Raw genomic sequence first — 14,747 nt, 5'->3', positions numbered from 1 at the left:
CGGGGTCAGCGGGCGGCGTCGGCCGCGAGCTCGAGCGCGTTCTCGTTCCACCACTCGCCGGCCGCGGGGCCGCCGTTGCACTCGCCGTCGCTCTCGCCGGGCGGCTTGATCCAGAGGTTCGCGTCCTGCGCCGATCCGGAGGGGCTGGCCGAGGGCTCGGCACCCAGGGCGCGCCCGGCGGGGTTGCACCACTCCCCCGTCGATCCGTTGCCGTTCCGGCCGGTGTCGATCACGTAGTGCGCGCCGTTCGTGAGGTTCGAGATGGTGTTCGCGTAGTACTGCTCGCGGTCGGTGTTGTTGTAGTTCGAGACGTTGGTCGAGAATCCGCGGGCCCGGTCGATGCCCGCGCGGTTGAGCAGATCGGCCATGTCGGCGGGCGGGCCCCAGTTGGAGTGACCGGCGTCGATGTAGACGGTGAGGCCGGCAGCCGCGAGGGCGTCGACCGAGGCGCTGACCTCGCCGAGCCGCTCCTCGACGTTGTCGCACTCGTCGGCGAGCGCGAGCGCGTCGGGCTCGAGGATGATGATCGAGTCGCTGTCGTCGAGCGACGTGGCGATCTCGTCGATCCAGACGGGGTACTCCTCGACGGTCAGGCCGCCGCTGGAGAAGTTGCCGCAGTCGCGGTTCGGGATGCCGTAGACCGTGAACAGCGGCACCTGTCCGAGCTTCGCGCTCGCCTTCACGAGGTCGGAGACGTAGCCGCCCACCTCGCCGATCGGGTGCTTCTCGGGGGTGAGCCAGATCGCGGTGGGCACCTCGGCGATGCGGGTGAACACGGCGGCGTCGTCGCTGTCGCCCGCCTCGGTGGCCTCGCCGGCCGCGGTGGCGGCCTTCGACGCGGGATCGGCGTAGAGCGCGGTGCCGGCGAACGGATTGCCCGAGGCGATGCCGCCCTGCGACAGGATGGCGCCGACCCCGACGACCATGCCGATCAGCACGGCCAGGATGGCGAGCACCGCCACGATCAGCCCGATGCGCGGCAGCACCGGCCGCGCCACTCCCCTAGTCGACACAGCGCAACTCTAGCCGGTCTGCACGGTCGGGGCGGGGGCGACAGGGGCGGGGGCGGGGGGCGCCACCGAACGGCCCACGGTGCCGGCCGCACCGTAGCTCTTCAGCCGCGACATCGTCTGCGCGAAGGGCACCGGCCGCCCGTAGAAGAAGCCCTGCGCGTGCCGCACCCCGATGCCGACGAGCACGTCCACCGCATCCTGCGTCTCGATGCCCTCGACGATCGTGGAGTAGTCGAAGGCGTCGCCGAAGCCCTGCAGCGCCCGCACCACCTCGCGCTGCCGGGTGTCGTCGAGGTTGTCGACCAGCGAACGGTCGATCTTCAGGATGTCCATCGGGATGCGCACCAGGGCTCCCACCGAGGAGGCCTCCGAGCCGTAGTCGTCGAGGGCGATCAGCATGCCGAGCTCGCGGAAGAGCTCGGCCTGGGCGCGGAGGTCGTCGTCGATGTCCTTCGTCGAGCGCTCGTTGAGCTCGAGGCAGAGGGTGACGTCGGGGTAGCGCGGCACGATGTCCTTCAGGAACGACCCGACGTGCTCGTCGCGGATCTGGCCCACCTCGAGGTTGATCGTCATCACGGTGATGCCGGGCACCAGCTTGCGGAACTCCCGCGCCGACTGCAGCGAGGTCGCGATCACCTGACGGGTCAGCTCGTCCATCCGGCCGAGGCCCTTGGCCTTCTCGATCAGCGACGCCGTCGAGATGCGGCCGAGCTCCGGGTGCGTGTAGCGCACCAGCGACTCGAAGGCCCAGATCTTGTCCTCGAGCGTGTTCACGATCGGCTGGTAGACGACGTTCAGCGAGCCGTCGTCGATGGCCCGCGCCACGATCTCGTTGATGCGGCTCGAGCGGTGCGGCGAGATCCCGACGCTCGACTCCGAGGACGGCCCGCCCTGCCGGCGCGACTTCTTGATGGCCAGCATGGAGTGGTCGGCGTCGACCACGATCGACTGCGGATCGGTCTCCTGGTGCCCCGAGTAGGCGAGGCCGACGCTCACCAGCGGGCGGAACTCGCGGCCGCCGAGGTTCGCGGGCGCACCGATGTTCGCCACGATGCGGTCGGTCACGCCCTTCGCCTCGGCGAGCGACTGCAGCTTCGTGAGCACCACGACGAACTCGTCTCCGCCGACGCGGGCGACGAAGTCGTGCGGCCGCACGCTCGCCCGCAGACGGGTCGCCACGACCGAGAGCATCTCGTCGCCGATGTGGTGGCCCTCGGTGTCGTTCAGCCGCTTGAACTGGTCGAGGTCGATGAACAGCACCGCAATCCCGGAGGCGTAGGTGCGGTCCTCGTTCAGGCGCGCGAGGGAGCGCTGGAAGGCGTTGTAGTTCGGCAGGCCGGTGAGCGAGTCGCGGTCGACCCGGTCGAGCAGGGTGTCGTAGGCGCCGCGCACGCGCGCCGTCTCGCTGGCGATGTGGCCGATGGCGTCGAGGGCGAGCTCGTCGTCGGAGGTGAAGGGCACTCCCCCGGCCTTGCGGCTCGCCACCAGGAACTCCTGCGGCTCGACCGCGTCCTCGCGGTGCTCGTTCGCGACGTCGTCGTCGGCCGGGGCGATCGACTCGGGGTTCAGCTGGGGGTCGGTGGTGTCGAGCGCCGAGAAGCGGGCGCCGATCTCGTTGCGGCCGGGCGGGGTGCGGCGCACCTCGAACTCGGTGGCGTCGATCGCCCGGCGGGCGAACTCGACCATCGTCTCCTTCGGGTCGACCGTCACGTCCCAGGGCAGGGCGCGTGCCGCGTCGACCACGCCGCCGAGGCGCCGCTCGCCGCTGCGGGTCTGCGAGCGCTTGGCGAGCCCGTAGAACAGCAGCGCGACGACCAGCAGCGGAACGGTCATCCGCGCCAGCTCGACGTTCTCGCCCCGGCCCAGCAGGCCCAGCGCGCCGACGCTCGCGATGTGCACCGCGATACCCACCACGGTGGACAGGGCGAAGACGAAGAGCACGCGCAGCACGCTGATGCCTGACAGGCCCCGGCCGCCGTCGGCGTTCCAGCGCCCCTGCTGCCAGGCGAAGTAGACCGCGAGCACCACGATGATGTGCGCGGCGCTGCCGGCGACGATCGCGACGACGGTGGGCACACCCGCGTCGATCAGCAGCCGGCCGAGGCCGACGAAGGCGATCGCGCCGAGGGCGGCGACGCCGGTCCACTGCGCCGCCATCCACGGGGAGCGGGAGGTCACCGCCTTCGAGACGAAGAACGCCAGCACCCAGAGCCCAACTTCGAGCACGGGGTTGTCGGCGGGGAGGGCGATCACGAGCAGCGCGCTCGCGACGCCGAAGGGCGGCAGCCCCGGCACACGGCCGATGGGCTGCTGGTAGACGGCGGTGACGCCGACGGCGATCAGGAAGACGAGGCACGCGACCACGCTGTCGGGCGGGTCGGACAGGCCCGAGACGACTCCGGCCACGGCGGTCGCCAGGGCCACGGCGGCGAGCGCCGCCGAGCCGAGAAACGACCCCGTCCGGATCGTGTCGCGCACCGTCATGCCGCGAGTTTATCCGGACGGCGTGCGGTGGGTGCACCGGGCGGGCCGCCGGTACGCCGCGGGCCGGTGCTGCCGCGCATCCGCTCGCTCAGAGGCCGATGGCGCGGAGGGACTCGTCCATGCGCACCGCCATCTCGGCGTAGCCGTCGTCGTTCGGGTGCAGGCCGTCGGAGGCCATCCACTCGGGGTGCCCCTCGATCCAGTGCGAGGCCCCCGGGATGAAGTCGGCGTCGATGACGGCCGCCTCGCTCTGCACCCAACCGATGATCTGCGCGAGGGAGTCGGGACGGTCATCCGTGTACCAGAAGGGCTCGACCACCACGATGCGCGCGTCGGGGAGCGCCGCGCGCAGGGTGGCGAAGTCGGTGCGGATCGCCGTGCGGATGTCGGCGGCGCGGTCGGGCATCGAGAAGTTGTCGTTCAGGCCCATCGTGACGAAGAGGATGTCGGGGTCGGCGGCGATGGAGCGCGAGACACCGTCCTCGGGCCCGTAGTCGGGCGGGGTGCTCTGGCGGTGGTTGACGAAGCCGAGGCCGTTGACGGAGTAGTTGAACTCGTTCCAGCCGCGCTCGGCGGCGATGACGCTCGACCAGCGATTGGCGGGGTCGGAGGCGCCGGTGCCGAGGGTGTAGGAGTCGCCGTAGAAGGCGACGACGGGGGCGTTCGGGTCGGTGGTGCCGCCGGTCGTCTGGCCGGTTCCTGTGGACTGGCCGGTGGTCGTTCCCGTCTGGTCGGCACGGCTGCTGCCGGTCACGACCGAGACCGTGACGAGCACGGCGCAGACGGCGACCAGCGCCGCGACGGCGAGGACGACGAGACGCGCTGCACGAGGCTCCATGAGGAGTATTCGGTGCAGCGCGTCACGGCGATTGGTGCGGGGGCTGGCCGGGCTCGGCCGGTTCGGCTCGGGCGGCTCGGCTCAGGCGGCTCGGCTCGGCTCGGCTCGGGTCGGGCGGCTCGGCTCAGGCGGTGGCGGTCGCCGTGGCCTCGGCGCTGTCGGCGGCCGCACCGGCGGTCGCCGCGATGACCTCGGCGATCTGCACGGCGTTCAGCGCGGCGCCCTTACGGAGGTTGTCGTTCGAGATGAACAGAGCGAGGCCGCGCTTGCCGGGAGCCGACTGGTCCTGGCGGATGCGCCCGACGAAGCTCGGGTCGCTGCCCGCCGCCTGCAGCGGGGTCGGCACGTCGGAGAGCTCGACGCCGGGGGCCGCCGCGAGCAGCTCGCGGGCGCGGTCGGGCGTGATGTCGTTCGCGAACTCGGCGTTGATCGAGAGCGAGTGCCCGGTGAACACGGGCACGCGCACGCAGGTGCCCGAGACGAGCAGCTCGGGCAGCTCGAGGATCTTGCGGCTCTCGTTGCGGAGCTTCTTCTCCTCGTCGGTCTCCTCGTCGCCGTCGTCGACGATCGAGCCGGCCAGCGGGATGACGTCGAAGGCGATCGGGCGCACGTACTTCACCGGGTCGGGCATCGTGACGGCGGAGCCGTCGTGCACGAGGTCGAGCAGGTGCTCGTCGGCGACCGCGGCACGGGCCTGCTCGGCCAGCTCCTCGGCGCCGGCGAGGCCCGAGCCCGAGACGGCCTGGTAGGTCGAGACGATGAGGCGCTCGAGGCCGGCCTCCTCGTGCAGCACCTTCAGCACGGGCATGGCCGCCATGGTGGTGCAGTTCGGGTTCGCGATGATGCCCTTGGTCGCCTGGGCGATCGCGTGCGGGTTCACCTCGGAGACGACGAGCGGGACGTCGGGGTCCATGCGCCAGGCGCTGGAGTTGTCGATGACCGTGACGCCGGCCGCCGCGAAGCGCGGGGCCTGCGCGCGGGAGCCGGTGGCGCCGGCCGAGAAGAGGGCGATGTCGAGGCCCGTGGGGTCGGCGGTCTCGACGTCCTCGACCACGACGTCCTGGCCGCGGAACGGCAGCACGGTACCGGCGCTGCGGGCGGTGGCGAAGAAGCGGATCGACGCGATCGGGAAGTCGCGCTCCTCGAGGAGGCGGCGCATGACCTTGCCGACCTGTCCTGTCGCGCCGACGACGCCCACGTTCAGTGCCTTGCTCATACTGTCTCTCTTTCGGGTCCGCGTCAGCGGGTTCGGGTCAGCGGATTCGCGTCAGCGGCCGGTGCCGGCGTGCACGACGGCCTCTTCGGAGGCGTCGAGGCCGAAGGCCGTGTGCACGACACGCAGCGCGTCGTTGATGGTGTCGGCGCGGGTGACGACCGAGATGCGGATCTCGGAGGTCGAGATCATCTCGATGTTGATGCCCGCCTCGTAGAGCGCGGTGAACAGCTTCGCCGAGACGCCCGCGTTGGTGCGCATGCCGGCGCCGACGAGCGCGAGCTTGCCGATCTGGTCGTCATACTGCAGGCCGAGGAAGCCGGTCTCGGACTGCTCGGCACGCAGCGCCGTCAGCACCTGCTGGCCGTCGCTCTTGGGCAGCGTGAACGAGATGTCCGTGAGTCCGGTGCTGGCCGCCGACACGTTCTGCACGATCATGTCGATGTTCGCGCCGGTCTTCGCGACCAGCGTGAAGATCTGGGCCGCCTTGCCCGGGATGTCGGGCACGCCGACCACGGTGATCTTCGCTTCGCTCAGGTCGGTGGCGACTCCGGCGATCAGGGGCTCTTCCACGGCGGTCTCGCTTTCGGTGGGGTTGTAGACGATGGTGCCCTCGTTGTTGTTGAAGCTCGAGCGCACGTGCAGCGTGACCCCGTGCCTCCGCGCGTACTCCACGGCGCGGATGTAGAGCACCTTCGCGCCGTTGGCGGCGAGCTCCAGCATCTCCTCGCTCGTGATGCGGTCGATCTTGTGCGCCTTGGGCACGAGGCGCGGGTCGGCCGAGAAGATGCCGTCGACGTCGGTGTAGATCTCGCAGATGTCGGCGTTCAGGGCGGCCGCGAGGGCGACGGCCGTCGTGTCGGAGCCGCCGCGACCGAGGGTCGTGATGTCCTTCGTGTCGCGATTGAAGCCCTGGAAGCCCGCGACGATGACGATCGCCCCTTCGTCGAGCGCCTCGCGCAGGCGCACGGGGGTGACGTCGACGATGCGGGCGGCGCCGTGCCGGGCATCCGTGATCATGCCGGCCTGGCTGCCCGTGAAGGAGCGGGCCGTGTGGCCGAGGCTCTCGATGGCCATCGCGAGCAGCGCCATGGAGATGCGCTCGCCGGCGGAGAGCAGCATGTCCATCTCGCGCGGGGCGGGGATGGGGGCGACCTCGTGGGCCAGGTCGAGCAGCTCGTCGGTGGTGTCGCCCATGGCGCTGACCGCGACGACGACCTCATTGCCGGCCTTGCGGGTCTCGACGATGCGCTTCGCGACCCGCTTGATGCTCTCGGCGTTCGCGACGGACGAGCCGCCGAACTTCTGCACGATCAAGCTCACGGTGGGACTCCTGGGGGGCGGGGGCGGGGCGACCTCTCGACTATATCGCGGGGGGATGCGACGTTACGGCGGGGGGCGGGCGGGCTGGTACGCCCTCTCGCCGTGTCGCTACTTCGCCCTCGCTACTTCGCCTTGTCGTAGCTGTCGACGATCGCGACCGTGACGGGGAACTCGACCGGGGCGTCGCCGAAGATGAGGCGGCCGGCTTCGGCGGCGGCCTCGCGGAGCTCGTGCGCGACGGCGTCGGCGAGGTGGGCGGGGGTGTGCACCATCACCTCGTCGTGGAGGAAGAAGGAGAGGTGGGGGCCGGTGGTGAGGGTGTCGGCGGCGGTCGTCGGGTCGGCGGCGGTCGTCGGGTCGGTGGCCGCGGCGGGCGCGGTGCGCGGGTTCGCGGCGGCGTCTGCCGCGGCCAGAGCGTGCAGGCGGCGGCGGATCGAGCCGATCCAGCACAGCGCCCACTCGGCGGCCGTGCCCTGCACCACGAAGTTGCGGGTGAAGCGCCCCCACGAGCGGGCTTCGGTGCGGGCGCGGGTTCGCAGCGCATCCGTCGCCCCGTCGGAGGCCGCCAGGTCGTGCAGGTCGAGCCATTCGTCGCTCGGGCGCGGGCTGGTGCGGCCGAGGCGCGTGCTCACGACGCCGCCCGTCTCGCCCGTGCGGGCCGCCGCCTCGACGTAGGCGACCGCCGCCGGGAACGCGCGGGCGAGGCGCGGGAGCATGCGGCCGCTCTCGCCGGCCGTGCCGCCGTACATCGCGCCGAGCATGCCGACTTTGGCATGGGCCCTCGTATCGACCGCGCCCGAGGCGACGATGCCGTCGTAGAGGTCGCGCCCTCGGCCCGCGGCGGCCATGGCGCGGTCGCCGGCGAGGGCGGCCAGGATGCGCGGCTCGAGCTGGGCGGCGTCGGCGACCACGAGCATCCGCCCCTCGTCGGCGACGACGGCCCCGCGCACCTGCTTCGGCAGCTGCAGGGCCCCGCCGCCCTCGGCCGCCCACCGGCCCGTGACGACCCCGCCGGGCAGGTAGTTCGCGTGGAAGCGGCCGTCGACGACCCAGGTGTCGAGCCAGTTCCAGCCGTTCGCGGTGAGCAGGCGGGAGCGCTTCTTGTAGTCGAGCAGGGGCTCGATGGCGGGGTGCTTGATCGACTTCAGCTCCCACTCGCGGGTGCTGTCGACCGTGATGCCGGCGCGGCGCAGGGCCTTCAGCAGCTCGACCGGGGAGTCGGGGTTGGCCGTGGGGTCGCCGAGCAGGCTCCGGATGCTCTGCAGCAGCCGCTCGAGCTCGGCCGGTCGCTCGCCCTCGCGTGGGCGGGGGCCGAGCACGCGGGTGAGGAGGGCGTCGTGGCGTTCGGCGCTCCACGGGAGGCCCGCGTGACGCAGCTCGGCGGCGGCCAGCGCCCCCACGGACTCGGCGGCCACGAGCAGGGCGATGCGGCTCGGGTCGCTCGCGGTCGCGATCGCGTCGCGCTGGAGCGCGAACTCGCGCCGCTCGTCCCCCACCTCGCGCTCGCCTCCCCTCGCCCGCTCGCCGCCCAACGCCCGCTCGCCTGCCATCGAGCCGTCGAAAATCGCCCTTTCAGCGCCTCCAGAGGGCGATTTGTGACGGGTCGATCGTGGATCGTCCGGTTCTACTGGCTGGTCGATGTCGGCGAGGTCGTCGAAGAGGGAGGGTTCCACCTGCTTCGGGGTGGCGGTGGGGGCGCCGGCGGGGCGGAGGGCGTCCCAGGCCGTCGGGGGTGCCGTCGCGAGGGTCGAGTGCGCCGTGAGGGTGGAGGCGCGGAGGATCGTGTGGCAGAGGCGGAGGTCGATGCAGCGGTCGACGCGGACGTTCGCGGCCAGGAGGGCGGGGTACCAGCGCTGGGTGTCGTTCCAGACCCAGCGGGGACGGTCACGTTCTCGTTCGGCCACGGCTGCCGCGAGGTCGGGGCGGGAGAGTTCCGCCGCGGATCCGGCGGGGGCTCCGTCGGAATCGAGTGGCTCGAGGAGCACCCGGCCCGGGCGCGGCTCGGACACCACGATGTAGGCGGGGGTCACGACGCGCCGCCGCTCGGCATCCGCAGCTCTATTTTCGAGGAGGCGGGGGTCACGAGGGGCTGCCGGGGAGCATCCGCTGCTCAGTTCTCGACGAGGCGGCGCCCTTCGAAGGCGCGGCCGAGGGTGACCTCGTCGGCGTACTCGAGGTCGCCGCCGACGGGCAGGCCCGACGCGAGGCGCGTGACGCGGATCTCGAGCGTCGTGAGCAACCGCGAGAGGTACGTCGCGGTCGCTTCGCCCTCGAGGTTGGGGTCGGTGGCGATGATGACCTCGGTGACCGTGCCGTCGGCCAGGCGCTGCATGAGCTCCCGGATGCGCAGGTTGTCGGGCCCGATGCCGTCGATCGGGCTGATCGCGCCGCCGAGCACGTGATACAGGCCGCGGAACTCGCGGGTGCGCTCGATGGCGACGACGTCCTTGGCCTCCTCGACCACGCAGATCGAGATCTGCGACCGGCGCGGGTCGCGGCAGATGCCGCAGGTCTCCTGCTCGGAGACGTTGCCGCAGATCTGGCAGAAGTGCACCTTCTCGCGCACGTCGGTCAGGATCTCGGCGAGCCGGCTCACGTCGAACGACTCCGTCTGCACGATGTGGAACGCGATGCGCTGAGCCGACTTCGGCCCGATTCCGGGCAGGCGGCCGAGCTCGTCGATCAGCTCCTGGACGATGCCTTCGTACATTCGTGTGGGCTCTGTGTCTCTCTACGGGTTCTTCGGATGTTCGGGGTGATGTTGCCCGCCGGCCGCTGCCTCGGGCGGAGCTCGGAGGCGGTGCTCCCGGGCGGTGCGGGGCTTCCGGCCGGTGCGGGTGTCAGCCTTCGCGCCCGGGCAGGGGCTGCTCCTCGATGAAGTTCGCGCCGAGGATCTCCCGCACGACCGCTTCCCCGTACCGCGCACGACCGCCGGGGCCCGCGCCCGCATTCGTGGGCCGCTGCGGCGCCGTCGCTCCCGACTGCTGCGCGCCGGACGCCGGCACCTCTCCGGGCCCCTCGGGCCCCGAGGCCTCGAACCGGAGAGCCCCGGGCCGCGCCGCGGGATCCCCTGCCCGCGCACCCGACGACGCGGGGCCGCTCACGGCCGCCGCGCCCCGCGTGTCCTGCGGACCCGGGCCCTGGGCGCCGGGCTGCTCGATCGGTGCGCCGGATCCCCGACCAGCCGACTGCTCCGGAGACGTCGCCGGACGCTGACCGGCGGGCGCCCCGAACGGCGCTCCACCGCTCGGCAGGATGTCGGCCAGTGACGGGGGCAGATCGGGCTCGTCGCTCGGCATCGGCTCGTCGTAGGGCGGCGGCTCCTCGTCGGCCGACCTGGGAATGGCGACGACATCCCACGACGTCGTCGCGGCACCACCCTGCGGACGCTGCGCAGGCACACTCGCCTGCGGACGCTGCGGCGGCGCTTCCCGTGGGCGCCGAGCAGGTGCATCAGCCGGCGTGCTCTGGGCCGGCGCACTCGCCTCCGGACGCTGCGACGGCGCCTGCTGCGCGCGCTGAGCGGGCGCATCCGTCTGGGGACGCTGGGCCGGAGCTGACGATGACGTGGGTGCGGACGCCAGCCCGCGGTCGGCGGAGGAGTCCCGGGGCTGCGGAGCGGCCGGGCCGGCGTTCTTGAGCTCGGCGAGCTGCGCGCGCATGCGGGCAACCTCGGCCGAGTCGCTCTCGGGGCCGGGTTCGGCGGGTGCGGCGGCGGTGTTCTCGTTGAGGCCGGGGACAGTCCAGCCAGAGGAGTCGACGATCGCCTTGGGCTCGGGAGCGAGCTCCTCCTCGGGCGGCAGGTCCTCGAGCTCCTCGTCCTCGTCGAACTCGTCGTCGTCCTCGTCCCCGTCATCCGACGCGGCGCCGACCGACGCCGAACCGGAGGGGGTCTCCGGCGAGGCGGTCGAGTCACCCTCGGCAGCGGCCGGAGACGGGGCGGACGCGGTGACCGACTCCGACGCCGTGGACGGCGACGGCGCAGCGGCTGCCACCGGCGCGGACGAATCTGCCGGCGCCGAACCCTGGGAGGCCGTGGGCGCAGACGAAGCCGGCGGGACCGAAGGCGCGGCGGTGGATGGCGCCGACGAAGCCTGACCGGAGGCGGCGGCCGACGAATCTGAGGCAGAGGCCGCAGGTGCGGTACCCGCAGACGCAATAGCCGCAGGTGCTACTTCAGGCGCTGGGGCTGTGGTGGGCGGCACTGGTGCAGAGGGAGCGGCCGGGGGCGCGGAGGGCGCCGCGGACGGCACGGTGGCGGCGGCGGGGCCGTCGTGGGGGCGGAGGGTGGTGTCGACGCGGGCGATGTACTTCACGCGGAGGCCCAGAACGTCCAGGATCGCCTGGCGGAGGTACTCGCTGACGCCCTGGCCGGGGGCCGAGCGCTCCTTGAAGCTCGCCACGTCGTTCTCGCTGGGGAAGGCGAGCGTGAGGACGTCGCCGTCGAGGGCACGCACCTGTGCGGTGAAGACGACCAGCCAGGCGGTCATCTTCGCCTTCTGCACGGCCTCGAGGATCTCGGGCCAGGCATCCTTCAGCTGCTGCAGCGTGACCTCGCCGGCCGCCGCCGCGACCGCCTGCACCGGCGTCGCCGCCGGGGGCACCGCGACCACGTCGGGCGTGGAGCGGGGAGCCGGGTCGGCATCGCCGGGCGCGAGCGCGGGTGCGGGTGCAGCGGACGAAGCGCCGGTCGGGGCGGAAGCGTTCGACGAGGCCGAGGTGGCTGCGGCCGGAGACGACGGGGCGGATGAGGCCGCGGAGGGCGAGGCCGCCGGGGCGGCAGAGGCCAGCGCGGCGATGTTCCACGAGGCGGCGGCGGTCTGAGCATCCGGAACCGTGTTCGCCGGAGGCTCGTTCGCCGCCGGCGCGCTGGGGGAAGCAGAAGATGGAGAAGAAGTGGCACCAACAGGCGCTGCAGCGTAGGCAGGCGCGGGCGCAGCAGAAGCGGCCGACACGCCCGAATCGGCGTCGCCCGCGTCGACGCCGATGCGCCGCTCCAGGCGCTCGACCCGCGCGAGCGCCCCGCGCTGGGTGTCGTCGGCGGCCGGCACGAGGGCCCGCGCCATCATCAGCTCGAGGTGCAGCCGCGGCGAGGTCGCGCCGGTCATCTCGCTGAGCGACGAATTGACGATGTCGGCGACGCGCGAGAGCTCGGCGTGGCCGAAGAGGGCCGCCTGGCGGCGCATGACCTCGAGGTCGTCGGCGGGCACGCCGCGGAGCACCGAGGCGGCCTGCTCGCGGGTGGCCGAGACGACGATGATGTCGCGCAGGCGCTCGAGCAGGTCTTCGACGAAGCGGCGCGGGTCTTGCCCCGTCTGGATGACGCGGTCGACCGCGTCGAAGACCGCCGCGCCGTCGTGGGTGCCGAGGGCGTCGACCGCCTCGGAGAGCAGGGCGCCGTGAGTGTAGCCGAGCAGCGCGACGGCGCGCTCGTAGTCGACGTGGTTGTTCTCGGAGCCGGCGATCAGCTGGTCGAGCAGCGACAGCGTGTCACGGGCCGAGCCGCCGCCCGCGCGCACGACGAGCGGCAGCACGCCGGGGGCCACGTCGACGCCCTCGGATTCGCAGAGCGACTGCACGTACTCGAGCAGCTGCGCCGGCGGGATGAGCCGGAACGGGTAGTGGTGGGTGCGCGAGCGGATGGTGCCGATGACCTTGTCGGGCTCGGTCGTCGCGAAGATGAACTTGATGTGCTCCGGCGGCTCCTCGACGATCTTGAGCAGGGCGTTGAAGCCCTGCGGCGTGACCATGTGGGCCTCGTCGAGGATGAAGATCTTGAAGCGGTCGCGCGCGGGGGCGAACACGGCGCGCTCGCGCAGGTCGCGGGCGTCGTCGACGCCGTTGTGGCTCGCGGCGTCGATCTCGACCACGTCGAGCGAGCCGGGGCCGTCACGGCCGAGCTCGACGCACGAGGGGCAGACACCGCAGGGCGTGTCGGTGGGGCCCTCCGCGCAGTTCAGGCAGCGGGCCAGGATGCGGGCCGACGTCGTCTTGCCGCAGCCGCGTGGGCCGCTGAACAGATAGGCGTGGTTGACCCGGTTCGTGCGCAGGGCAGTCATGAGCGGATCGGTCACCTGCGACTGCCCGATCATCTCGGCGAAGGTCTCGGGCCGATAGCGGCGATAGAGGGCGGTAACCACCCGCTAAGACTACCTGCGGCCACCGACACCGGGGTCGGGCGCGGGCGCGGCTGCTGCGACGGCGGCGCTACAGCGTCCGGGCGTAGCAGACCGACAGCTCCGAGCCGATGTACGGCCCGAACGGCTCGATCCGCTCATACCCCTCGCGCTCGTAGAACCGCATGGCATCGGGCTGCTCCGTGCCCGTCTCGAGCACCAGCCGCTCGACGCCGAGCTGCCGCGCCTCCTCTTCGAGCGCGCGCAGGATCGCGGTCGAGACGCCCTGCCCCCGGGCATCCGGATGCACGAACATCCGCTTGATCTCAGCCCCACCCTCGGGCAGCGGGCGCAGCCCCCCGCACCCCACGGCGACATCCGAGAGAGTGCGGGCCACGACGAACACCGGGGTCGACGCGGCGGTCGGCACGGCGCCCGGCTCGTGGTCGTCACGGCCGTAGCGCTCGTCGAGTTCAGCGCGCTGGGCCCGGCGCAGGGCATCGGCGGCGGGGTCGTCGAACGGCACGCGCTCGATGGTGACGGCAAGGGCGGGTCGGCGGGTCATGGGATCCTCTCGTAACAAGCATTACCGTAACGCTTGTTATGCTGACAGGCAAAGCGAGAGACGAGTAGAACGGATGCGCGATGGCACGACAGCGGGACGTCGACGATCAGCGGCAGCGCCTGTCCGAGGCCACCTGGGCGGTGCTGACCGAGCGCGGGCTGCCGGGGCTGACGATCCGCGCGGTCGCCGAGCGCGCCGGCTGCACCACCGGACTCGTGATGCACGCGTTCCCGACGAAGGACGCCCTGCTGCTGCACGCCCGCGACCTCTTGCACACCCGCACCCGCGAGCGCGCCGACGCCGCCGAGGCGCGCGCGCCCGGCGACCCCGAGCGGGCGCCCACCCCCGAGCAGGCCCTCGAGGCCGTGCTGCTGAACGCGCTGTCGCTCGACGCGCAGAGCGTCGACGAGGCCCGCGTCTGGGTGAGCTACCTCGCGGCGGCACTCGCCGATCCGACGCTCGCCGAGCGGCACCGCGCGGGCAACCGCAGCTTCGTCGCGCGGGTCGAGCGCCTGCTCGGTGCGTGCCGGCCCACGTGGGCGGCTGAGCGCATCCGCACCGAGGCCCTCACCCTGGTGGCCGTCGCCGAGGGAATGAACACGCTGGGGGCGGCCGATCCCGAGACGTATCCGCCCGCGGTGCAGCGCCGGTCGATGACGGATGCCCTGAGCCGCGCCCTCGGCCCCGCCTCACCCGAGCGCCCGGCTGCCGACGCGCCCGCGCCCGAGGTTGTGTCCGCGGGTGAGGGCGGGGTGCGAATCCGCTCGTTCGAGGAGGCCGACACCGAGCAGGTCGTGGCCCTCTGGGCGGAGTGCGGACTGACCCGGCCGTGGAACGACCCGCGGCGGGACATCGCGCGGAAGCTCACCGTGCAGCCCGGGCTCTTCCTCGTGGGCGTCGACGCCGCCGACGCCGTGGTCGCGAGCGCCATGGCCGGCTACGACGGGCACCGGGGCTGGGTGAACTACCTCGCGGTGACGCCGGCGCGGCAGGGGCGCGGGGACGGGCGGGCGCTGGTGCAGGAGGTCGAGCAGCGGCTGCTCGGGCTGGGCTGCCCGAAGCTGAACCTGCAGATCCGGGAGGGGAACGAGGGCGTGATGGAGTTCTACCGCGCGCTCGGGTACACGCGGGATGCCGCCGTGAGCTTCGGGAAGCGGCTGATCGCGGACGACTGAGCAGGGACGACTGAGCGCGG

10 protein-coding genes are annotated in these 14,747 nt (G+C 72.5%); 1 reads left to right on the top strand and 9 read right to left on the bottom strand.

Annotated elements, in window-relative coordinates:
* Window positions 1-5: 5 nt before the first annotated feature.
* The 9 genes from HQQ85_RS11920 to HQQ85_RS11880 form a co-directional block, all read right to left on the bottom strand.
* Window positions 6-1,013, bottom strand: a complete 1,008-nt coding sequence (locus HQQ85_RS11920) for a glycoside hydrolase family 6 protein (protein WP_173182673.1) — start codon at window positions 1,011-1,013, stop codon at window positions 6-8.
* 9 nt (window positions 1,014-1,022) lie between these two features.
* The gene (locus HQQ85_RS11915; RefSeq protein WP_173182672.1) at window positions 1,023-3,497 is read right to left on the bottom strand and encodes an EAL domain-containing protein; all 2,475 of its coding nucleotides are present in this window, start codon (window positions 3,495-3,497) and stop codon (window positions 1,023-1,025) included.
* 88 nt (window positions 3,498-3,585) lie between these two features.
* Window positions 3,586-4,335 carry an SGNH/GDSL hydrolase family protein gene (locus tag HQQ85_RS11910; RefSeq protein WP_173182671.1) on the bottom strand — a complete coding sequence of 250 codons (750 nt, stop codon included), beginning with the start codon at window positions 4,333-4,335 and terminating at the stop codon, window positions 3,586-3,588.
* Window positions 4,336-4,459: 124 nt separating this feature from the next.
* Window positions 4,460-5,551, bottom strand: coding sequence for an aspartate-semialdehyde dehydrogenase (locus HQQ85_RS11905; RefSeq protein WP_173182670.1), 1,092 nt, complete (start codon window positions 5,549-5,551; stop codon window positions 4,460-4,462).
* Window positions 5,552-5,602: 51 nt separating this feature from the next.
* Window positions 5,603-6,871: an aspartate kinase gene (locus tag HQQ85_RS11900; protein ID WP_173182669.1), complete on the bottom strand. Its 1,269-nt coding sequence runs from the start codon at window positions 6,869-6,871 to the stop codon at window positions 5,603-5,605.
* A 122-nt stretch (window positions 6,872-6,993) separates the two neighbouring features.
* On the bottom strand, window positions 6,994-8,901 hold the full coding sequence (locus HQQ85_RS11895) for a bifunctional 3'-5' exonuclease/DNA polymerase (RefSeq protein WP_173182668.1): 1,908 nt from the start codon (window positions 8,899-8,901) through the stop codon (window positions 6,994-6,996).
* A gap of 80 nt (window positions 8,902-8,981) precedes the next feature.
* The gene (gene recR, locus HQQ85_RS11890; protein ID WP_173182667.1) at window positions 8,982-9,581 is read right to left on the bottom strand and encodes a recombination mediator RecR; all 600 of its coding nucleotides are present in this window, start codon (window positions 9,579-9,581) and stop codon (window positions 8,982-8,984) included.
* A 130-nt stretch (window positions 9,582-9,711) separates the two neighbouring features.
* Entirely contained in the window at window positions 9,712-13,011 is a 3,300-nt protein-coding gene (locus HQQ85_RS21665; RefSeq protein ID WP_371741871.1) for a DNA polymerase III subunit gamma and tau, read from the bottom strand.
* A 67-nt stretch (window positions 13,012-13,078) separates the two neighbouring features.
* The gene (locus HQQ85_RS11880; RefSeq protein ID WP_173182666.1) at window positions 13,079-13,552 is read right to left on the bottom strand and encodes a GNAT family N-acetyltransferase; all 474 of its coding nucleotides are present in this window, start codon (window positions 13,550-13,552) and stop codon (window positions 13,079-13,081) included.
* 80 nt (window positions 13,553-13,632) lie between these two features.
* Between HQQ85_RS11880 and HQQ85_RS20805 the strand changes: the two genes are divergently transcribed.
* Window positions 13,633-14,727: a GNAT family acetyltransferase gene (locus tag HQQ85_RS20805; RefSeq protein WP_216851630.1), complete on the top strand. Its 1,095-nt coding sequence runs from the start codon at window positions 13,633-13,635 to the stop codon at window positions 14,725-14,727.
* The last annotated feature ends 20 nt before the right edge of the window (window positions 14,728-14,747 follow it).

This window comes from Herbiconiux sp. VKM Ac-2851 (assembly GCF_013205105.1).
In the GTDB taxonomy this organism is placed as follows: domain Bacteria; phylum Actinomycetota; class Actinomycetes; order Actinomycetales; family Microbacteriaceae; genus Herbiconiux; species Herbiconiux flava.
The sequence above is the reverse complement of the archived record's forward strand: the minus strand, read 5'-3'. Positions and strand labels throughout refer to the sequence as shown.

Coding starts and splice junctions, on each gene's coding strand:
- HQQ85_RS11915 (WP_173182672.1), bottom strand. CDS start 3,497: ATGACGGTGCGCGACACGATCCGGACGGGGTCGTTTCTCGGCTCGGCG.
- HQQ85_RS11910 (WP_173182671.1), bottom strand. CDS start 4,335: ATGGAGCCTCGTGCAGCGCGTCTCGTCGTCCTCGCCGTCGCGGCGCTG.
- HQQ85_RS11905 (WP_173182670.1), bottom strand. CDS start 5,551: ATGAGCAAGGCACTGAACGTGGGCGTCGTCGGCGCGACAGGACAGGTC.
- recR (WP_173182667.1), bottom strand. CDS start 9,581: ATGTACGAAGGCATCGTCCAGGAGCTGATCGACGAGCTCGGCCGCCTG.
- HQQ85_RS11880 (WP_173182666.1), bottom strand. CDS start 13,552: ATGACCCGCCGACCCGCCCTTGCCGTCACCATCGAGCGCGTGCCGTTC.
- HQQ85_RS20805 (WP_216851630.1), top strand. CDS start 13,633: ATGGCACGACAGCGGGACGTCGACGATCAGCGGCAGCGCCTGTCCGAG.